Origin of the sequence: Ectothiorhodospira lacustris (assembly GCF_022227845.1) — a bacterium.
Lineage (GTDB): Bacteria > Pseudomonadota > Gammaproteobacteria > Ectothiorhodospirales > Ectothiorhodospiraceae > Ectothiorhodospira > Ectothiorhodospira lacustris.
In genome coordinates, this window is sequence record NZ_JAJNQN010000008.1 from 1 (window position 1) to 19,141 (window position 19,141).

Consider the following 19,141-nt stretch of genomic DNA (forward strand, 5'->3'; position numbering starts at 1 on the left):
GGACCATTCCCCCCCGGGGCCGGCAGGCCGGCCCCGGGGGGGATAGGGGGATTTAGCGCGAGACGCGGAAATCGTCGTGGCAGGCCTTACAGGCCTGACCCAGGCGACCGATCTCCATGCGGACCTCACGCTCGCCGGCATCACTGCTGGCCACCTCAAGCAGGCGGGCGGCCTGGGCCTCGAAGTTGCCGGCCAGTTCATCGAACCGGGCGCGGTTGGTCCAGACTTCGGGCTTGGCGGCGGTGTCACCCAAGTCGGAACCGTCCACATAGCCCTGCCAGGGCAGGTTCGCGGTGCGGGCCATCTGCTCCGCGTGCTTGACCAGGACCTCCCGGTCAAACGGTCTGTCTCCCTGAGCCATGGCGCCCATGGGACCCATGTTCCACTTGAAGACCTGGAAGACGGCCTTTCGATACTCGATGGCATCATCCGCTTCCACGGCCCATGCGGTGCCTGCAGCGACGGTCAGGGCCAGTCCGGCAATCAGTGCCTTTGCAGCGATCTTCATGGTGTCGTACCTCCGTTGTTACTGAATTATCAAGCGTGCAAGTCTATCAATTCCTTCTAAGTATGTAACGCCTGCTTTGTGAGAATGCCGGCCGATCTTTAAGGAATCCCTGTTTCGGCCGCTATCGGGAAATAAATTCGTTCATGCGGCAGGGGCTCCGTTTCCTGTCGGATATCGGCAGCCACATCCAAGGAGCATGCCATGGGAATCAATCTGACCATCCGCCAGCGCCTGATCTTCATGATCGTGGCCAGCCTCGTCTTGATGACTGCCATTGGATTCCTCGGTCTGATGGGCATGTCTCAGGTCGAGCGGCAGCTTAAGACCGTCTACGACGACAGGCTGGTACCCATGGGTCAATTGGGCAATATCAACGAGATGCTGGTGAGTTCCCGCATGAGTCTGCGGATGGCACTGAGCGACCCCCGCCAGCAGGTGATCGATGCGGCCATTGAGGAGGTGCAGGAAAACCGGCGCCGCATGGATCGGATCTGGGCTGATTACATGCAGACCTATCTCACGCCCCGGGAAGCCCAGATGGCGGCGAGCTTCGAAGCCCATCACACCGATTTGCAGCGCCGTGGCATTGATCCCCTGGTGAACGCCCTGAGGGCATGGAACTGGGAGGAAGCAGAGCGCATCCTCTTGGGAGACCTGGCCCGGACCTATCAGCAGGCTACGGACAGCCTCGGGAGATTGATGGACCTCCAGCTTGAGGTGGGCCGGCAGGTTTATGAGGACTCCCTGGTGCTTCACGGGCGTATTCAAAATGGGATGATCCTGATCCTGCTGCTGGGCCTGGCGGCCACCATGACAATCGGGTTATTGCTGATGCGGCGGATCACTGCCGCCCTGGAGCAGCTGGTGACGGCCAGCGGCCGGATGGCCCAGGGTGACCTGCACGCGACGGTACCGGCCAGCGGGGATGACGAATTGACCCGCGTTGCCCGTGCCTTCAACAGCATGGCAGACGGTTTCCGCACCATTCTCGGTCAGGTGAACGGCGCCACGGCCCAGTTGGCGGCAGCTTCGGAGCAGCTCTCCACCGTGACAGAACAGACCCTGCGGCGGGTGGGTGAGCAGCAGTCCCAGACGGAGCTGGTGGCCACCGCCATGAACGAGATGACCGCCACCGTGCTTGAGGTGGCTCGCAGCGCGTCCGAGGCATCGTCTGCCGCCGGTCGGGCCAACGACGAGTCCCGTGAGTCCCAGGCGACATCGGCGCAGGCCATCAAGGCCATTCAGGAACTGGCGGGAGAGATCAGCCGGGCCGCCGACGTGATCCAGAAGCTGGAGGCGGACAGTGAGAAGATCGGTGCCGTACTGGATGTGATCCAGGGCATTGCCGAGCAGACCAACCTGCTGGCCCTGAATGCGGCCATTGAGGCGGCCCGGGCCGGTGAGCAGGGGCGTGGCTTTGCCGTGGTGGCGGACGAGGTGCGGACTCTGGCAAGCCGGACCCAGACCTCCACCCGGGAGATCGAGTCCATGATCAAGACGCTGCAGGACGGTGCCAGGGCCGCCGTGCAGGTGATGCAGTCAGGCCGCAAGCGGGCGGAGGACACCTCGGCGGGGGCCGGCGAGGCCGACAAGTCCCTGCGCGCCATCGTCGCGGCGGTGGGCACCATCACCGACATGAGCGCCCAGATCGCCAGCGCCGCCGAAGAACAGAGCGCCGTGGCCGAGGACATCAACCAGAATGTGGTGCGCATCAGCGAGGGCGGTCATGACGTCTCTTCGGGAGCCCGGGAAACCGCTCACGCCGCCCGTGATCTGGCCCGCCTGGCGGCTGAGCTGAGAAGTGCGGTGGAGCGATTCAGGATCTAGCACAGGCTGTATTCCGACCGTGCAACTGGGTATGCTTGCGGGATGAACATACGCTGCATCACCTTCGATCTGGATGACACCTTGTGGGACTGTGCCCCCGTGATCCAGAACGCGGAACGGATCTTTCATGACTGGCTCACGGCCCACTATCCGCGCATTGCCCAGCGCCATGGCCTGGAGGCCATGGTTCGTCATCGCCAGGCCTGGTTTGCCGAGCGCCGTCACCTGCACTACGACATGACCCGTCTGCGCAAGCACTGGCTGCGCATCCTGGCGGCCCAGTCGGGTTATGGCGATGAGTTGGTGGAACCGGCGTTTCGGGTATTTTGGGAGGCGCGCAACCAGGTGTCTCTCTATGACGATGTGCTGGAGACGCTGGACCGTTTGCGGGGGCATTTTCGCATCGGCGCCATCACCAACGGCAATGCCTGTGTGCACCACATCGGTATCGGTGACCGGTTCGATTTCGTGATCACCTCCGCCACCGCCGGGGTCGCCAAGCCGTCGGCGCGGATCTTCACCGCCGCCTTGGACGAGGCCGGGGTCGAGGCGTCCCAGGCCCTGCATGTGGGGGATGACGCCGAGCGGGATGTGCGCGGGGCGGCCCGGGTGGGGATGCGTACCGCCTGGGTCAATCCCCATGCTCTGGCCTGGGAGAGCGGCGGTTCACCCCCTGATCTGACCCTGCGGTCGGTGTCGGAACTGCCGGCCCGACTGCTGCCGCGCTGACCCGCCATCCCCTCTCCCTTGGGGGGAAGGGTCGGGGATGAGGGGGAAGGCGGATCAGACAGGCTACGGATCACCTTGTGCCAGCACCTCCTCCAGCACCGTCCATACCGTATCCAGCATGATCGGCTGGGCCTCGGCGGTGGGATGGATGCCGTCCGCCTGCATCAGATCCGGTTCCAAGGCCACCCCCTCCAGCAGGAAGGGCACCAGCGGCACGTCATATTCCTGGGCCAGCTCATGGTAGATCCGGTGGAACCTCTCGGTAAAATGTCTGCCCAAGTTGGGCGGTACCTGAATGCCCACCAGCAGCACCCGTGCACCGCTGTCCTGACTGAGCCGGATCATGCGGGACAGGTTTTCCCGGATCTCGCCCAGGGCGGTGCCCCGCAGCCCGTCGTTACCTCCGAGGCTGATGATGACCAGCTCGGGCTGGTGCCGTTCCAGGGCTCGGGGCAGCCGGGTCAGGCCGCCACGGCTGGTTTCGCCGCTGATGCTGGCGTTGACCACAGTCCAGGCATGGCCGTTTTCCTCCAGTCGGTGTTCCAGCAGGGCCACCCAGCCTTGTTCCACCGGGATGCCCCAGGCAGCACTCAGGCTGTCGCCCATGATGAGCAGGGCAGGGCGTTCGGCCGCCGCCAGGGCGGGCAGGCACAACAAGCACAGCAGCAAAAGGAGTCGTGATCGCATGGTGTTGTCTCAATCCTCCGCCGCCGTGGTGTCGGCGAGCAGTCTCGTCAAATCCGTAGAGGGTCCGGGTGGTGAACTTGCCATTCTAAAGGGGGTGGACCTGACCGTGGCAAATGCCGAGGCGGTGGCCATCGTCGGTGCCTCGGGGTCGGGCAAGTCCACCCTGCTGGGTCTGTTGGCCGGATTGGACCTGCCCACGGATGGGGAGGTTCAGTTGCTGGGTCGTTTCCTGGGCGGACTCACCGAAGATCAGCGGGCCATGCTCCGGGCCGGGCAAGTGGGATTCGTGTTTCAGTCCTTTCAGCTGCTGCCGGCCCTGACCGCCCTGGAGAACGTGATGCTGACCCTGGAACTGTCCGGGCGGGCCGGGGATGCACGGGCGGGCGCCCTTGAGGCCCTGGAGCAGGTGGGACTGTCCCGGCGAGTGGCTCATTATCCCGGTCAGCTCTCCGGTGGTGAGCAGCAGCGGGTGGCCATCGCCCGGGCCTTTGCCGCCCACCCCCGGGTACTGTTTGCCGATGAACCCACCGGCAACCTGGACCAGCAGACCGGGGAGCAGATCATCCGCCTGTTGTTCAACCTCAAGGAAGCCTACGGCACGGCCCTGGTACTGGTGACCCACGACATGGATCTGGCGGCCCGGTGCGAGCGTCGCTACCGACTCAGTGACGGCGTGCTGGAGGCGACATGAATCAGGTATTGCGGTATTCCTGGCTGTCTCTGGGGCGGGAATGGCGCGCCGGTGAGTTGCGCATCCTGGCCGTGGCCTTGGTCATCGCGGTGGCGGCCGTCACCTCGGTCAGTTTTTTCACCGACCGGGTGCAGCGGGGCATGTCCCAACAGGCCACCCAGTTGCTGGGGGGCGATCTGAGCATCACCTCGTCGGCGCCGCCGGCGGCGGCCGTCACGGCGGAGGCTCGCCGCCTGGGGCTGGAGACGGCCCGCCATGTGAGTTTCCCCAGCGTGGTCATGGCCGGGGATGCCTCCCAGCTTACCGAGATCAAGGCCGTCAGCGGCGGTTGGCCCTTGCGTGGTTCGGTGAGGATCAGCGGGGTCCTGTTCGGCGATGAGCAGGAGACTCGTGAGGTCCCCGGTCGTGGTGAGGCCTGGGCCGAACCCCGCCTGCTGCAGCTGCTGGGCCTGTCGGTGGGTGACCGGCTGCAGGTGGGGGATCTGGAGATGACCCTTTCCCGCGTCATCACCTATGAGCCGGACCGGGGCGGTGATCTGTTTCAGCTCGGACCCCGGGTGCTGATCCATCTGGATGATCTGGGCGCCACGGGACTGGTGGTGCCGGGCAGCCGGGTGAGTCACCGGTTGCTGGTCGCCGGCGGTGAATCCCAGGTGGCGGCGTTTCGTGACTGGGCGCAATCGCACCTGACGGAGCGGGAGCGGCTGGAAGGGGTCGGGGATGCCCGCCCCGAACTGCGAGGCGCCATCGCCCGGGGTGAACAGTTCCTCGGGCTGGCGGCCCTGGTGGCCGTGCTGCTGGCGGGGGGCGCCGTGGCGGTGGCGGCCCGTCACTACAGTGATCGCCAGTCCGATGTGAGTGCGATCATGCGTTGCCTGGGGGCCTCCCGGGCCTTCGTGCTGCAGGTCTTCATCCTGCGCATCCTCTGGCTGGCCCTGGCCGCCAGTGTCGTGGGGTTGGTGCTCGGCTTCCTGGCCCAGTGGGCGCTGGCGGCCCTGCTGGCCCAGTGGTTCCCGGGCACCTTGCCCCTGCCGTCCCTGTGGCCGGCCTTTACCGGCCTGGCGGTCGGCGTGGTGACGGCCCTGGGCTTTGGCTTGCCGGCCCTGCTGCGAATCGGCCAGGTGCCGCCGCTGCGGGTATTGCGCCGTGACCTGGGGGCGCCGCCCCCGGCCATGTGGCTGGCGCTGGTGCTGGCCCTGACCGCCCTGGGCGGGTTGTTGCTGTGGCAGGCGGGGGATGTGCGGCTGGCGGCCTGGGTCCTTGGGGGGGGCGGCCTGACGGTGGTGATGTTGTGGGGCGCGGCCTGGGCGCTGGTGCTGGGACTCAAGCCCCTGCGTACCCGGGGCGGGGTGGCACTGCGGTTCGGCCTGGCCAATCTGTCCCGGCGCGGGGCCTTGAGCGCGGTCCAGCTGGCGGCCTTCGGGCTGGGGATCATGGCCCTGTTGCTGTTGGCGCTGGTGCGGGTGGATCTGCTCTCCAGTTGGGAGGGTAGCCTGCCGCCTGAGGCCCCCAATCACTTCATGATCAACGTCCAGCCGGACCAGGTGGTCCCCCTGCAGGCACTGTTCGAGGATAAGGGGTTGCCGGCGCCCACGTACTACCCCATGATCCGTGGCCGTCTGACGGCGATGAACGATGTGCCGGTGCGCCCGGAGACGTTCGAAAATCCCCGGGCGGAGCGGCTGGCCTCACGGGAGTTCAATCTCTCCTTTGCCCGTGATCTGCAGCCGGATAACCGGGTGGTGGCCGGGCAGTGGTGGTCCGGCGATTCCGCCGGGCGGGAGTTTTCCCTGGAGGAGGGATTAGCGGAGACCCTGGGAGTGGCACTGGGCGATGTGCTGGAATTCAACATCTCCGGTGAGCCGCTGATCGGTCGCGTCACCAGCCTGCGCAGCGTGGAGTGGGATTCCTTCAATGTGAACTTCTTCGTGTTGTCACCGCCGGGTCTACTGGAAGATCATCCCATGACCTACGTGACCAGCTTCCACCTGGCGGAAGGGCAGTCCGATCTCCTGACGGAGATGGTGAGGCAGTTCCCCAGCATCACCATCCTCGACGTGCGGGCCCTGATGCAGCAGGTGCGTGACATCATCGACCGGGCCAGCCTGGCAGTGGAGTATGTGTTCCTGTTCACCCTGGCGGCGGGGGTGACCGTGCTCTATGCGGCCATTCATGCCACCCGCGATCTGCGCCGGCGGGAAAGTGCCATCCTGCGCACCCTGGGCGCCGGGCGGCGCCAGGTGCTGGTGGGCCTGCTGGCGGAGTTCACCGTCATGGGGGCCCTGGCGGGCCTTTTGGCCGGCGCGGGGGCGAGCGGCATCGGCTGGGTGCTGGCCCGGCAGGTGTTCGACCTGTCCTATGTCTTCAACCCCTGGCTCTGGGTGCTGGGCATCGGCGGTGGCGCCCTGGGGGTGGGACTGGCCGGCTGGCTGGGTGCCCGCTCCGTGCTGCGGCAGCCACCCCTGCTCACCCTGCGGCAGCTCACCTGATCATCATGGAAATCACCTGCCGGGGTTGGACATCGCCCCGGCAGCTACAGATGGATATACTCTGCCCCCATGCGTCATACCCGATACGACAAGTCGTCCCTGGTCCATGAGTCCCGCGAAGCCCTGGCGGCGCGTTTTACGCCTCCCGGGGGAGGGACCGATGTCCGTCTGTCCATGGCCCTCACCTATGCCCTGGCGGATCACGAGCGTCAGACCCGCCAGCCCCATTGCCTGGACGTGGCCGAGAACCTGCGGGTGCTGGGGGTGGACAAGGACACCCTGATCGCCACGCTGTTGCTGGATGCCCATTTCGACGGCAGTCTCTCCGACGAGGACCTGTCCCGCCACTTCGGTGAGCACGTCACCCGGCTGGTGAAGAACGTACATCTGCTCACCACATTCCGCAGTGCCCCGGGTCAGCTGGACGGGGCGCCGGAGCAGGCCGAGCGGCTGCGCCGCATGTTGCTGGCCATGGTGGACGATGTCCGGGCCGTGCTCATCAAGCTGGCCTATCGCCTGCAGCATCTGCGGCTGATGTCCCAGGAGCCGGATGAACTGGCCCGGGCCTATGCCCGGGAGACCCAGGAGATCTTCACCCCCCTGGCCAACCGTCTGGGCGTGGCCCAGCTCAAGTGGGAGATGGAAGACCTGGCGTTCCGCATCCAGGACCCGGATCACTACCGCATGGTGGCCAAGCTGCTGGAAGAGAGTCGGCTGGAGCGGGAGCAGTACATCCAGGACTTCACCGAACGCCTGCGCCAGGCCTTGGTGGAAGAGCATGTGGCCGGGGAAGTGCGGGGTCGGCCCAAGCACATCTACAGCATCTGGAAGAAGATGGATCGCAAGCAGCTGGAATTTCAGGACCTGTATGACCTGCGCGCGGTGCGGGTGATCGTGGACCGGGTTTCCACCTGCTACGCGGTACTGGGGGTGGTGCACAGCTGCTGGCCTCACATTCCCAAGGAGTTCGACGATTACATTGCCAACCCCAAGGACAACGGCTATCAGTCCCTGCATACGGCGGTCATCGGCCCCAACGGCAAGGTGGTGGAGGTGCAGATCCGCACCCGCGATATGGATGCGTTCGCCGAACTGGGGGTGGCCGCCCATTGGCGCTACAAGGAAGGGGGGCGTGAGGATCAGGCCCTGATGCGTGCCATCGCCTCCCTCAGACGCTTGCTGGATCACCAGGAGGATGACCGGGAGTTGTTGGAGGATTTCCGTTCCGAGCTGTTCCAGGATCGGGTCTTCGTGCTGACCCCTCGGGGGGATGTGGTGGACCTGCCCAAGGGGGCCACCCCGCTGGATTTTGCCTACGCCATTCATACCGAAGTGGGGCATCGTTGCCGGGGCGCCAAGGTCAACGGCCGCATCGTGCCCCTGACCCATGAGCTGCGCTCCGGTGAGCGGGTCGAGGTCCTCACCACCCGTCAGGGCGGCCCCAGCCGGGACTGGATGAATCCCAATATGGGCTATCTGCGCACCTCCCGAGCCCGGTCCAAGGCGCGCAGCTGGTTCAAGCTCCAGGATCATGACAAGAACCTCCATGAGGGGCGTCAGATCCTGGAGCGGGAGGCCCAGCGTCAGGGCGTGAGCGAGCCGGATATGGATGAACTGCTCAAGCGCTTCCATCAGCCCAGTCGGGATGAACTGCTGGTGGCCGTCGGTGCGGGTGAGATCACTCCGGCCCAGTTGGCCAGCGCCATGCAGGTGCCCATGGCCCTGACTGCTGAAGAGACCCTCATGGGACGGCGCAGCCGCCGTCCTGCGGAGAAGGGCGGCACTGGCGAAAAGGGCATTCAGATCCGTGGTGTGGGCAATCTGCTCACCCAGGTGGCGCGTTGCTGCCGGCCGGTACCGGGGGACCTCATCGTCGGTTACATCACTCGGGGTAAGGGGGTGACCATCCACCGGCGGGACTGCATCAATATCCTGCGCATGCCTACCGAGAAGCGCTATCGCCTGGTGGAGGTGACCTGGGGGGAGGAGCGTCAGGCCTATCCGGTGGTGGTCCACGTCGAGGCCTTTGACCGCCAGGGGTTGTTGCGGGACATCACCCAGGTCCTGGCCAATGAGCGGATCAATGTCCTGGCCGCCTCCACCCGCACCGACCCGGCGGAACGCTCCGTCACCATGGATCTGACCCTGGAGATTACCGATACGGGGCAGCTCAGTACGGTGATGGACAAGATCGGAGCCCTGCCGAACATCTTTGCGGTGCGGCGGGTGGCCACCGGCTAGCCGCTATATCTGGAGGAGTCGTTTGTGAGACCCTGTGATCGATTGGTGCGGTATTCGACCGCCTTGGTGCTGCTGCTCCTGTCCGGCTGCGCTGCTGTACCCGACCTGCGTCCGCCGCCCCCAACACCCGTGCCGGTACCCGCGCCGGTGCCGCAGGCCCCGATCCCGATCCCGGCGCCTGCCCCTCAGCCTGAAGTGCGTGCCCCCCAGGCCCCGGTGATTGCCGGCGATACCCGGGCGCAGCGTCCGGCCGTGCCCGCCGGTGCCGGTGACCGGGCCGACCCGGCGCCCCCGGCCCGCCCTCCCCAGGCCCCCGCCGTGGTGGCCCTGGCCGGGGATGCGGATCGTCACATGGCCGCCGGGCAGCCGGATCGGGCCGCCGCCGCCCTGGAGCGTGCCCTGCGCATTGCCCCGGCTGATGCCGGGCTCTGGCATCAACTGGCCATGGTGCGGTTGCATCAGGGGCAGGCCGATGAGGCGGAGAGCCTGGCCGCCAAGTCCAACAGCCTGGCCGGGAGCGACCGGGCGCTGCAGTCCGACAACTGGCGCATCATTGCCCAGGCCCGGCGTTTGCGGGGAGATGAGCGGGGTGCACAGAATGCCTTGGAGCGTGCCCGGGCGCTGCAGCCGGGACGCACCGGATGACCGAACAGATATCGGCGGCGGCGGTGCTGGGGGACACCGGTCCCCTGGCGGATGCCATTGAGGGGTTCCGCGCCCGTCTGCCCCAGCAGCAGATGGCCGCTGCCGTGGAGCAGGCCCTGGCGGATGGTGAAACCCTGGTGGTGGAGGCGGGCACCGGCGTGGGCAAGACCTTTGCCTACCTGGTGCCCGCCCTGCTCAGCGGCCGCAAGGTCATCGTCTCCACCGGCACCCGCAATCTCCAGGACCAACTGTTTCACAAGGACCTGCCCCTGATCTGCCGGTCCTTGGGGGTGTCGGTGCGCTGTGCCCTGCTCAAGGGGCGCTCCAACTACCTGTGCCCCCATCGCCTGCGCCTGGCCGCGGCCGAAGGGCCGCTGCTGGAGGCCCGGCTGCACGCCCCCCTGAGGCTGGTGGAGCGCTGGGCGGCGGGGACCCGCACCGGGGATACCGCGGAGCTGTCTCAACTGGCCGAGGATGCGGAAATCTGGCCCCGGGTGACCTCCACGGCGGACAACTGCCTGGGGGCGGAGTGCCCTGAATACTCCGGGTGTTTTGTGCTGCGGGCCCGTCGCCGCGCCCAGGAGGCCGATCTGGTGGTGATCAACCATCATCTTTTGTTCGCGGATCTGGCACTCAAGGACGAGGGATTTGGTGAGTTGCTGCCGTCGGCGGAGGCCTTCATCCTGGATGAGGCCCATCAGCTGCCGGAGGTGGCCGGCAGTTTCTTCGGTGTCAGCCTCAGTGCCCGGCAGTTACTGGAACTGGCCCGGGATACCGTCTCGGAGCAGGTGAACGAGGCCCCGGACATGCCCCAGCTACGGGCGCGGGCGGATGGACTGGGCAGGGCGGTGAAGGATTTCCGGCTGGCCATGGGGGAGGGCATGCGTCGTGCGCCCTGGCCGGCCCTGGCGGCCAGGGCGGGGATGGACGAGGCCTTGCAGGGTCTGCGCGCGGCCCTGCAGTCCCTGACCGAGGCCCTGGAGGTGGCGGCGGAACGGGGTAAGGGCCTGGAGGGTTGCGCCCGGCGGGCCCTGGACCAGATGCAGCGCCTGGCCCTGTTCGACGGCCCCCAGGCGGAGGCGGTCCAGTGGTACGAAACCTGGACCCGGACCTTCAGTCTGCACCTGACGCCGTTGGATGTGGCGGGGCTGTTCCGCCAGCATCGCGGCGCCTGCGACAGTGCCTGGGTCTTCACCTCGGCGACCCTGTCCGTGGATGGCCGCTTTGATCACTTCAACCGGCGCCTGGGTCTGGAAGCACCCCGTGGCCTGCAGCTGGACAGTCCGTTCGACTATGCCGGCAATGCCCGGCTCTATATCCCCGCGGGCCTGCCCGAACCCAATGATCCCCGTTACACGGAGGCGGTGGCGCGGGCCGCCTTGCCGGTGATCGAGGCCAACCCGGGCGGCACTTTCATGCTCTTTACCAGCCACAAAGCCCTGCAGGCGGCCGCCGCCTGGCTGTCCCGACATCTGGACCGGCCCGTGCTGGTGCAGGGAACGGCGCCCCGGCAGGAGCTGGTGGCCCGCTTTCGTGAAGCGGGTAATGCAGTCCTGCTGGGGGCCCAGAGTTTCTGGGAGGGGGTGGATGTGCGAGGCCGCGCCCTGAGCTGCGTGATCATCGACCGTCTGCCCTTCGCCTCGCCGGGTGATCCGGTACTGGAGGCCCGCCTGGAAGCCGTCCGCCGGGATGGCGGCAGTCCCTTTACCGTGCTGCAGATCCCCCAGGCGGTGATCGCCCTCAAGCAGGGGGTGGGACGCCTGATCCGTGATCCGGAGGACAAGGGCCTGCTGGTGCTGTGTGATCCCCGTCTGCAGACCAAGTCCTATGGCCGCATCTTCCTGAAAAGCCTGCCGCCGGTGGGACGGGTCAAGGACCTTGCGGAGGCCCGGGGTTTTCTGCAGGGCCTGGGTGAGCCGTCCTGTCCGCACGCCTGAACTTTTACAACCCGATCGAGTTCCCTGATGACCGCCTTCCATAGCCTTCCCCGTCCCCTGACGGCCGTCCTGCGCCGCCGCCCCGAAGATTTCCTGGTGGAAGAGATCCCCGCAACCCTACCGGAGGGGGAGGGCGAGCATGTCTGGCTGAGCATCCGCAAGCGGGGCATGAATACCGATACCGTCGCCGGGTTGCTGGGGCGCATCGCCGATGTGCCGCGCCGTGCCGTGGGCTATGCGGGCCGCAAGGACCGTCATGCGGTGACCACCCAGTGGTTCAGCGTCCATCTACCGGGACGGGAAGCCCCCGCCTGGTCCGAACACCTGCCGCCGGAAGTGGAGATCCTGGAGTCGCGGCGGCATCGCCGCAAGCTCCAGACCGGCCACCTACAGGGCAACCGGTTCGTGCTGGTGTTGCGTCAGTGTGAGGGGGATCGAGACATCGCACAAGAGCGGCTGACGGTGATGCAACGCCGGGGGGTGCCCAACTTTTTCGGTGCCCAGCGCTTTGGCCGTGACGGCGGTAATATCGCCAAGGCGCAGGCCCTGTTCCAGGGCAGTCTGCAGGTGCGCGACCAGAAACTGCGGGGGATCTACCTGTCCGCGGCCCGCTCGGAAATCTTCAACCAGGTGCTGGCGGCCCGGCTCGAAGACGAAACCTGGGACCAGGCGCTGCCCGGCGATGCCCTGCAACTGGATGGCCGGGGCAGTTTCTTCATTTACCAGGAGGATGACCCGACGGTGCCCGACCGGGTTGCAGAGCAGGCCCTGCATGTGACCGGTCCCCTGTGGGGGCGGGGCGAATTGCCGACGACGGGTGCGGTGGCGGCACTGGAGTCCGGTATCGCGGCGACGATGCCGGTATTGGCCCAGGGGCTGGAAGCGGCGGGCCTGACCCAGGAACGGCGCGCCCTGCGCATCCGCCCCCAGGCCCTGACCTGGACCTGGGAGGACGAACAGACCCTGCAGCTGGGTTTCACCCTGCCCGCCGGGGCCTTCGCCACCACCCTGGTGGAGGTCTTTGCCGACACCGGTGCCGGCGGTGGAGAGGGTTAACCTGGAAGGCCCCGGGTTTGGCCACGGATACTCCCTTCTCCCCCTGAGGGAGGAGGGCCGGGGATGAGGGGGGAGTCCGGGACAGGCGCCGTGCCGTCAGAGGGTCCGGCGCCCGGGTTTTTCCGCCACTCGGTTGCGCAGGTACACCGGCAGCACCGCTTCCGCCGGGACGGCCATGCCTTGGGTAAAATCCCGGGCGGCGAGCCGGGCAACCTCGGCGGCGCTGGGCAGGCAGTCCGCCAGCGGCGCCCCGCTCAGGCAGTCCCGGAAGCGGGTGGTCAGCACGTCCCCATGGGCCGACCAGCCATGCCCCACCCCGAGCCAGCCCTGCCATTCCGGCAAGGGGGCATCGCTCGGGGCGCAGACCTGCTCTTCTCCTGCAGGGATGGCCAGGCCATCCTCATCCCCCCGGAAGGCACCCCAGTAGACTTCCCCCATGCGGGCATCCAGGGCGGCCAGGACCTGATTCGCCCCTTCATCCAGGCCCTGCTGAGCCAGGGCCGCCAGGGTGGAGACGGGCACCACCGGCAGATCGGCGGCAAAGGCGGCCCCCTGGATTACCCCGGTGGCGATCCTGACGCCGGTGAAGGCTCCCGGCCCCCGCCCGAAGGCCAGGGCATCGAGCTGCCCCAGGGATAATCCGGCCTCCGCCAGCAGTCCTTCCATCATGGGCAGGATCAGGCGGGCATGGGCGCGGGGTTCCACCTCGAAGCGGACCCAGACATCCCGGTCCAGGAGCAGGGCGGCGGAACAGGCCTCGGTGGCGGTTTCAATGGCCAGCAATTTCATCATTTTGCGCGGGTTTTCAGGGGGCTTGGTAGTGAATATGGAGCGTGATCTGGTTCTGCTTTCGCATGCCGGGCACCGTAACCGCCCCGATGTGCGTTTGTCCAGCCGGAGATTGATGGGGGTTTTCGACTGGCAGGGGCAGAATTTCGCACTCGGTGGCCTACCGCACATACGATGCAGTGCATAGCGGGGATCATCCGGGGATGGATGCACCTGGGGAGGATACAGCCACTTGAACGCCTCCCACCCATCAAATACCGACAACGCCGTTCCCGGGGCGCCCGAAAAGGCGCCGACCGGCATCGCCGGCTTCGACCACATCACCGGGGGCGGGCTGCCTCGCGGGCGCACCACGCTGCTCCTGGGCGGGCCCGGCTCGGGCAAGACCGTCTTTGCGCTGGAATTCCTGGTGCACGGCGCGCGCAGCTTCGAGGAACCGGGCATCTTTGTCGCCTTCGAAGAGCGCTCGACGCGTATCCTCGCAAACGCCCATAGCTTCGGCTGGAACCTCCCTGAGCTGCAGCGCGAAAGGCTCTCGTTCGTCGACGCGCAGCCCGTGTCCGATCTGGTGCAGTCGGGTAGCTTCGATCTCAACGGCATGCTGGCCGCGTTGCAGGCGATGATCGAGTCGACTGGCGCGCGGCGCATCGTCTTTGACGCCCTCGATATCGTGCTCGCGCTGCTCGCCGACCCCGCCGCCAGACGCGCAGAAACCTATCGCCTGCATGGCTGGCTGCTGGCGCACGAGCTGACCGCAGTCATCACCGCCAAGGCCTTTGGTGACGATGTTTTCCTTATGGGCCAGGAGTCCTTCGGCTTCATGCAGTTCATGGTGGACTGCGCGGTCATCCTCAACCACAAGGTGGTGCTGGGCGTATCTCAGCGCAACCTGAGGGTTCAGAAGTACCGCGGTACCAACTTCGACGAGAACGAGTTGCCGTTCCTCATCGGCAAAGACGGGTTCGAGGTCTCGGTGGCACACCCGCTGGAGCGCGGCTCACTCACGGTGAGCAAAGAGCGCGTTTCGAGCGGCCTTGAGCGGCTCGATACCATGCTCGGCGGCGGCTACTACCGCGGTGTGAGTGCGCTGATTACGGGCTCTCCGGGTACGGCCAAGACCACGCTGGTTGGCCTCTTCGCGCAAGCCGCATGCCAGCGCGGCGAACGCACCCTGTTCGTGAGCTTCAGTTCCGACCCCAACGAGGTCATCCGCGACCTCGCGTCAGTGGGGATTCGTCTGGCGCGTTACGTCAAGAACGGGCACCTGCGCATGGTCTCCGCGCGCGCCATATCCGGAAGTGCGGAGCTCTACCTGGCGCACATCATGTCCCTGGCGAAGGAGCACAAGGCCCGATGCCTGGTGATTGACCCGGTGTCAACCTGGTCGTCACAGTCCGGCACCCACCTGAGCGCACACAGAATCTCGGAGCGGCTCATCAACTGGTCGAAGGTCGAGGGCATCACGCTGTTGTGCAGCTGCCTGGTCGATGAGCGGACCGTTCCATCGGAAGACAGCACGTTCCGCCAGATCTCCACGCTTGCCGATACCTGGATCCACTTGAGCTACCTGGTGCAGTCGGGGGAGCGCAACCGTGCCCTTTCGATCATCAAGTCGCGCGGCACGGCGCACTCGAACCAGGTGCGCGAACTGATCCTCAGCAACAAGGGCGTGACCCTTGCCGATACCTACAGCGCAGGCGGTGAGGTACTTATGGGCACCTTGCGCTGGCAGAAGGAAGGCGCAGAGCGTGCAGCCGCCGAGACGGCCGAGGTCGCCAGAAAGGTCAAGCGCGTGAGGCTTGACGCCGAGGAGGCGGAACTTGAGGTGCGGCTGCGGGCGCTGGGCGTGGAGCTCAAGGCGAAGAAGACCGAGAAGGCGCTGCTCATGCGCGCCACCGCCACGCGCCGGGGCGAAACCTCGCGCAAGCGCACGCGCATGGAAGTGCTGCGCGGCGCCGATGTCGCGGAAGACAAAGACGGGGATAGACAGTGATGACTGGGTGCGAGAAGTTCAGCTTCCGGCTCTATGTGGCCGGCGACGCGTGGAACTCGGCCCAGGCGGTGTCCAACCTTGGCGCGGTGTGCCGGGAGCACCTGGCAGGTCGTCATACGATCGAGGTGGTGGACGTGTTCCGCGAGCCACAGCGCGCGCTTGCCGATGGCATCTTCATGACGCCGACACTGATCAAGCTCGCACCTCTCCCCGCCCCCGTGCAGGTGGTGGGCTCCCTCAGCCAGAGGTTGCCACTGATGCAGGCCTTGGGACTGCAGGGCGTGCCGGAATGAAGCCGTCTCCCACAGAGGGCGAGCAAGAGGAGATTTCCGCGCTGATCGCCACACTGCACGAGACCGGGCAACGCCTGGAGCTGCTCACCGCGGGCGAAGTGGACTCGGTGAGCGACGCCGAGGGCAGGCCCTTCCTGCTACTGAGCGCCCAGGAGCGGCTGCGCCATATCGAGGCCACGAAGCAGGCTGCCGTGCTCAACGCCCTTCCCGCACATATTGTCCTGCTCGACGCCCAGGGTGTCATCGTCTCCGTGAACGAAGCGTGGCGGCATTTCGGCGATGCCAATGCTGCACAGTGCCCGGGTTATGGCGTCGGCGTCGACTACCTCCGGGTCTGCGACCAGGCGCAAGGAGAAGGCTCCGCCGAGGCGAGCCAGGCCGCCGCCGGCATCCGCGCGGTGCTCGCGGGCAAGACGAAGCGCTTCTCGCTCGAGTATCCCTGCCACTCACCGACCGAGAAGCGCTGGTTCCTGATGAGCGCGACCCCGCTCACTGAGGACGGCGGGAACGGTGCTATCGTCATGCACATCGATATCTCGGAGAGAAGGCAGGCCGAAGAGGACCTGCGCGTGAGCGAGACGCGCTTGCGCGAGATGGCCGAGAGCATCCGCGACGTCTTCTTCCTGCGCGACAAGGTGGGCGGGATGTTGTATGTGAGTCCGGCCTACGCGGAGATCTGGGGCCGCAGCTGCGAGAGCCTGTACGTCGACCCGGACTCGTGGCGCGATGCGATCCACCCCGATGACCGTGCGGCGACGCTGAAGAAAATGCGCAGTGAGCTGATGGAGGGCAAGATAGAGATCGAATACCGCATCGTGCGCCCCGACGGCTCGGTCCGCTGGATCGAATCCCGCGGCTTCCCGGTGCGCGATACCGCCGGCACCATCGTGCGTCTCGCCGGGGTCTCCACCGACATCACCGTGCGCAAGCGCGCCGAGCTCAGCATCCAGCGCCTGAACCGGGTGAACGCGATGCTGAGCCGGATCAACGGCCTGATCGTGCGCGTGCGCACCCGCGACGAGTTGTTCGAGGAAGCCTGCCGCATCGCCGTCGAGGCCGGTGGTTTCCGCATGGCGTGGATTGGCCTCACCGACCCCACTTCGATGAAGCTCGTGCCGGCCGCCTCGGCAGGTACCGATGATATTCTCGCCGATGCGAAATCCTGCATGATGCTTCAGGACGACGCGCCAGGCGGGTACGGCCCCTCCGCGATGGCGGTGCGCGAACGTAAGGCGATCCTGGTCAACGATGTCGCAAGCGACGTGCGGATCCTGGATAAGGGCGCTCACCTGCAGCGGGGGATCCACTCGCTCGCCAGCCTGCCGTTGATGATCAACGATGAGGTGATAGGCGTGTTCGGCCTGCAAGCGCCGGACACCGGTTTCTTCGACGAGGCGGAGGTGAAACTTCTGCATCAGCTGGCCGAAGACATCGCATTCGCCATCGATCATATCGACAAGCAGGACCGGCTCGACTACCTCGCCTACTACGATGCGCTCACCGGGCTGGCGAACCGCAGCCTTTTCATCGAGCGCGTGTCGCAGTACATGAAGACCGCCGCCGCCGCCGGGCATTCGCTCGCCCTCTTTCTGGTGGACCTGGAGCGGTTCAAATATTTCAATGACAGCCTCGGCCGCCCGGCGGGTGACGCCTTACTGCGACACGTGGCCCAGTGGCTCACACAAAGCATCGGGGACGCCAGCCTGCTCGCACGGATTGGTGCAGACCAGTTCGCGGTGGTGCTGCCCGAAGTCCGCAATGAAGGGGACGTGGCGCGGCTGCTGGAGAAGTTGATGGCAGTCTTTCAAGATCGATCGTTCAACCTGGAGGACGACACCTATCGCGTGGCCGCGAGAACCGGCGTGGCGCTATTTCCCCAGGACGGCAAGGAAGCCGAGGCCCTGTTCCTGAACGCCGAGGCGGCGCTGAAGAATGCCAAGACCCGCGGCGACCGCTACCTCTTCTATTCGCACAAGATGACCAAGGCCATGGCCGGCAAGTTGATTCTGGAGAACCAGCTGCGCCAGGCGATCGACCGAGAGGAGTTCGTGCTGCACTACCAGCCCAAGGTGAGCTTCGCGAGCGGCAAGCTCACCAGCGCCGAGGCGCTGATCCGCTGGAACGATCCGCGCACCGGGCAGGTGCCGCCGGGTCAGTTCATCCCGGTGCTGGAGGAAACCGGGATGATCTACGAGGCGGGTCGCTGGGCACTGCGCAAGGCGATCGCGAACTACCTGCGCTGGCTGGACACGGGGCTGCCTGCGGTGCGTGTTGCGGTCAACGTATCGGCCCTGCAGCTGCGCAGCCCCGGCTTCATCGCCGAACTGGAGCAGGCCCTTGCCGTCGATACGCGCGCCGCGGCGGGCCTGGAGCTTGAGATCACCGAGAGCCTCATCATGGCGGACGTGGAGCACAGCATCGCCACGCTGCAGGCGGTGCGCGCCATGGGCGTCACTGTCGCGATCGACGATTTCGGCACCGGCTTCTCTTCACTCAGTTATCTGATGAAGCTGCCCGTGGACACGCTGAAGATCGACCGCTCCTTCGTGTTGGCGATGACGCAGTCCCCTCAAGGGTTGGCCCTGGTCACGACCATCATCAATCTGACGCATTCGCTCAAGCTCAATGCGGTGGCGGAGGGCGTGGAGACGCAGGAGCAGTCGCGCCTGCTGCGTCTGATGGGCTGCGACGAGATGCAGGGCTACCTCGTCAGTAAGCCGCTGCCTGTCGAGATATTCGAAACGCGCTTCCTGGCGCGGGTCAGCTCCGAGCAAAGGCAGCGTTAGCCCGTGCCGTCCTGACGGGGTATTGGGGAGAGGGCGCCGAGGCGGCTCAGCTCCCGCTGGGCGGCCTCCAGGGCCTGCTCGGCTTCCACTTGCGTGGTGATGTCCTTCTGGATGCCGATGTAGTAAGTCAGCCGGTCCTCGTCATTGAACACCGGCGTGATGCTCAGTTCGTTCCAGAACAGGCTGCCGTCCTTGCGGTAGTTGCGCAGCCGCACCCGGCAGGGCATGCCCCGCTCCATGGCCTCCCGTATTTGCACCAGGCCGGGTTGGTCGCGATCATCGTTCTGCAGGAAGCGACAGTCCCGGTACAGGATTTCATCGGCACGATAACCCGTCAGCCGTTCAAAGCCTGCGTTCACATAGATGAGTATGGTGTCATCGCCTTCCCGCTCGGCGATGGTCACGCCGTCATCGGAGGCGTCCACCGCCAGGGCCAGTAAGGCAGGATCAATCAGACGCTCACGTACCAT

15 protein-coding genes are annotated in these 19,141 nt (G+C 66.2%); 11 read left to right on the top strand and 4 right to left on the bottom strand.

Features of this window, described 5'->3' with window-relative positions:
• Positions 1 to 52: 52 nt before the first annotated feature.
• Complete coding sequence (locus tag LQ956_RS07415; RefSeq protein ID WP_238629754.1) at positions 53 to 508, bottom strand: c-type cytochrome; 456 nt, start codon at positions 506 to 508, stop codon at positions 53 to 55.
• Between the two features lie 201 nt (positions 509 to 709).
• Here LQ956_RS07415 and LQ956_RS07420 point away from each other — a divergent pair, with 201 nt between their 5' ends.
• Both LQ956_RS07420 and LQ956_RS07425 read left to right on the top strand, forming a co-directional pair.
• Positions 710 to 2,335, top strand: coding sequence for a methyl-accepting chemotaxis protein (locus LQ956_RS07420; protein ID WP_238629755.1), 1,626 nt, complete (start codon positions 710 to 712; stop codon positions 2,333 to 2,335).
• A gap of 42 nt (positions 2,336 to 2,377) precedes the next feature.
• Positions 2,378 to 3,064, top strand: a complete 687-nt coding sequence (locus LQ956_RS07425; RefSeq protein ID WP_238621645.1) for an HAD family hydrolase — start codon at positions 2,378 to 2,380, stop codon at positions 3,062 to 3,064.
• 63 nt (positions 3,065 to 3,127) lie between these two features.
• Here LQ956_RS07425 and LQ956_RS07430 read toward each other — a convergent pair whose 3' ends face one another.
• Positions 3,128 to 3,751, bottom strand: coding sequence for an arylesterase (locus LQ956_RS07430; RefSeq protein WP_238621646.1), 624 nt, complete (start codon positions 3,749 to 3,751; stop codon positions 3,128 to 3,130).
• A gap of 4 nt (positions 3,752 to 3,755) precedes the next feature.
• Between LQ956_RS07430 and LQ956_RS07435 the strand changes: the two genes are divergently transcribed.
• The 6 genes from LQ956_RS07435 to truD all read left to right on the top strand — a co-directional run bounded on the left by LQ956_RS07435 (position 3,756) and on the right by truD (position 12,810).
• Positions 3,756 to 4,442 (top strand): ABC transporter ATP-binding protein, encoded by a 687-nt coding sequence (locus LQ956_RS07435; RefSeq protein ID WP_238621657.1) that lies wholly within the window; start codon positions 3,756 to 3,758, stop codon positions 4,440 to 4,442.
• Entirely contained in the window at positions 4,439 to 6,931 is a 2,493-nt protein-coding gene (locus LQ956_RS07440; RefSeq protein WP_238629756.1) for an ABC transporter permease, read from the top strand. The genes LQ956_RS07435 and LQ956_RS07440 overlap by 4 nt, the downstream gene beginning before the upstream one ends.
• Positions 6,932 to 7,000: 69 nt before the next feature.
• Positions 7,001 to 9,172: a GTP diphosphokinase gene (gene relA, locus LQ956_RS07445; RefSeq protein ID WP_238629757.1), complete on the top strand. Its 2,172-nt coding sequence runs from the start codon at positions 7,001 to 7,003 to the stop codon at positions 9,170 to 9,172.
• 45 nt (positions 9,173 to 9,217) lie between these two features.
• Positions 9,218 to 9,817 (top strand): tetratricopeptide repeat protein, encoded by a 600-nt coding sequence (locus LQ956_RS15070; RefSeq protein WP_238621649.1) that lies wholly within the window; start codon positions 9,218 to 9,220, stop codon positions 9,815 to 9,817.
• Positions 9,814 to 11,754 (top strand): DNA repair helicase YoaA, encoded by a 1,941-nt coding sequence (gene yoaA / locus LQ956_RS07455; RefSeq protein ID WP_238621650.1) that lies wholly within the window; start codon positions 9,814 to 9,816, stop codon positions 11,752 to 11,754. Before LQ956_RS15070 ends, yoaA begins: the two co-directional genes overlap by 4 nt.
• 27 nt (positions 11,755 to 11,781) lie before the next feature.
• Positions 11,782 to 12,810, top strand: a complete 1,029-nt coding sequence (gene truD, locus LQ956_RS07460; RefSeq protein WP_238621651.1) for a tRNA pseudouridine(13) synthase TruD — start codon at positions 11,782 to 11,784, stop codon at positions 12,808 to 12,810.
• 96 nt (positions 12,811 to 12,906) lie between these two features.
• On the opposite strand, the gene tsaB is transcribed toward truD, so the two are convergent.
• Positions 12,907 to 13,599 carry a tRNA (adenosine(37)-N6)-threonylcarbamoyltransferase complex dimerization subunit type 1 TsaB gene (tsaB, locus tag LQ956_RS07465; protein WP_238629794.1) on the bottom strand — a complete coding sequence of 231 codons (693 nt, stop codon included), beginning with the start codon at positions 13,597 to 13,599 and terminating at the stop codon, positions 12,907 to 12,909.
• Positions 13,600 to 13,831: 232 nt separating this feature from the next.
• Between tsaB and kaiC the strand changes: the two genes are divergently transcribed.
• From kaiC to LQ956_RS07480, 3 genes are read left to right on the top strand one after another with little or no spacing between them, the layout of a single operon-like run.
• Positions 13,832 to 15,592 (top strand): circadian clock protein KaiC, encoded by a 1,761-nt coding sequence (gene kaiC / locus LQ956_RS07470; protein ID WP_238629758.1) that lies wholly within the window; start codon positions 13,832 to 13,834, stop codon positions 15,590 to 15,592.
• On the top strand, positions 15,592 to 15,885 hold the full coding sequence (locus LQ956_RS07475) for a circadian clock KaiB family protein (protein ID WP_238621653.1): 294 nt from the start codon (positions 15,592 to 15,594) through the stop codon (positions 15,883 to 15,885). Before kaiC ends, LQ956_RS07475 begins: the two co-directional genes overlap by 1 nt.
• Complete coding sequence (locus LQ956_RS07480) at positions 15,882 to 18,671, top strand: sensor domain-containing protein (protein WP_238629759.1); 2,790 nt, start codon at positions 15,882 to 15,884, stop codon at positions 18,669 to 18,671. Before LQ956_RS07475 ends, LQ956_RS07480 begins: the two co-directional genes overlap by 4 nt.
• On the opposite strand, the gene LQ956_RS07485 is transcribed toward LQ956_RS07480, so the two are convergent.
• Positions 18,668 to 19,141, bottom strand: coding sequence for a PAS domain-containing protein (locus LQ956_RS07485; protein WP_238621697.1), 474 nt, complete (start codon positions 19,139 to 19,141; stop codon positions 18,668 to 18,670). The genes LQ956_RS07480 and LQ956_RS07485 overlap by 4 nt on opposite strands.

Bases quoted from the DNA above. Each gene is read 5' to 3' on its own strand.
- LQ956_RS07485 (WP_238621697.1), bottom strand. From the start codon at position 19,141: ATGGTACGTGAGCGTCTGATTGATCCTGCCTTACTGGCCCTGGCGGTG.
- LQ956_RS07440 (WP_238629756.1), top strand. From the start codon at position 4,439: ATGAATCAGGTATTGCGGTATTCCTGGCTGTCTCTGGGGCGGGAATGG.
- LQ956_RS07415 (WP_238629754.1), bottom strand. From the start codon at position 508: ATGAAGATCGCTGCAAAGGCACTGATTGCCGGACTGGCCCTGACCGTC.
- LQ956_RS07420 (WP_238629755.1), top strand. From the start codon at position 710: ATGGGAATCAATCTGACCATCCGCCAGCGCCTGATCTTCATGATCGTG.
- LQ956_RS07430 (WP_238621646.1), bottom strand. From the start codon at position 3,751: ATGCGATCACGACTCCTTTTGCTGCTGTGCTTGTTGTGCCTGCCCGCC.
- relA (WP_238629757.1), top strand. From the start codon at position 7,001: ATGCGTCATACCCGATACGACAAGTCGTCCCTGGTCCATGAGTCCCGC.
- LQ956_RS07425 (WP_238621645.1), top strand. From the start codon at position 2,378: ATGAACATACGCTGCATCACCTTCGATCTGGATGACACCTTGTGGGAC.
- tsaB (WP_238629794.1), bottom strand. From the start codon at position 13,599: ATGAAATTGCTGGCCATTGAAACCGCCACCGAGGCCTGTTCCGCCGCC.
- LQ956_RS07480 (WP_238629759.1), top strand. From the start codon at position 15,882: ATGAAGCCGTCTCCCACAGAGGGCGAGCAAGAGGAGATTTCCGCGCTG.
- LQ956_RS07475 (WP_238621653.1), top strand. From the start codon at position 15,592: ATGACTGGGTGCGAGAAGTTCAGCTTCCGGCTCTATGTGGCCGGCGAC.
- yoaA (WP_238621650.1), top strand. From the start codon at position 9,814: ATGACCGAACAGATATCGGCGGCGGCGGTGCTGGGGGACACCGGTCCC.
- truD (WP_238621651.1), top strand. From the start codon at position 11,782: ATGACCGCCTTCCATAGCCTTCCCCGTCCCCTGACGGCCGTCCTGCGC.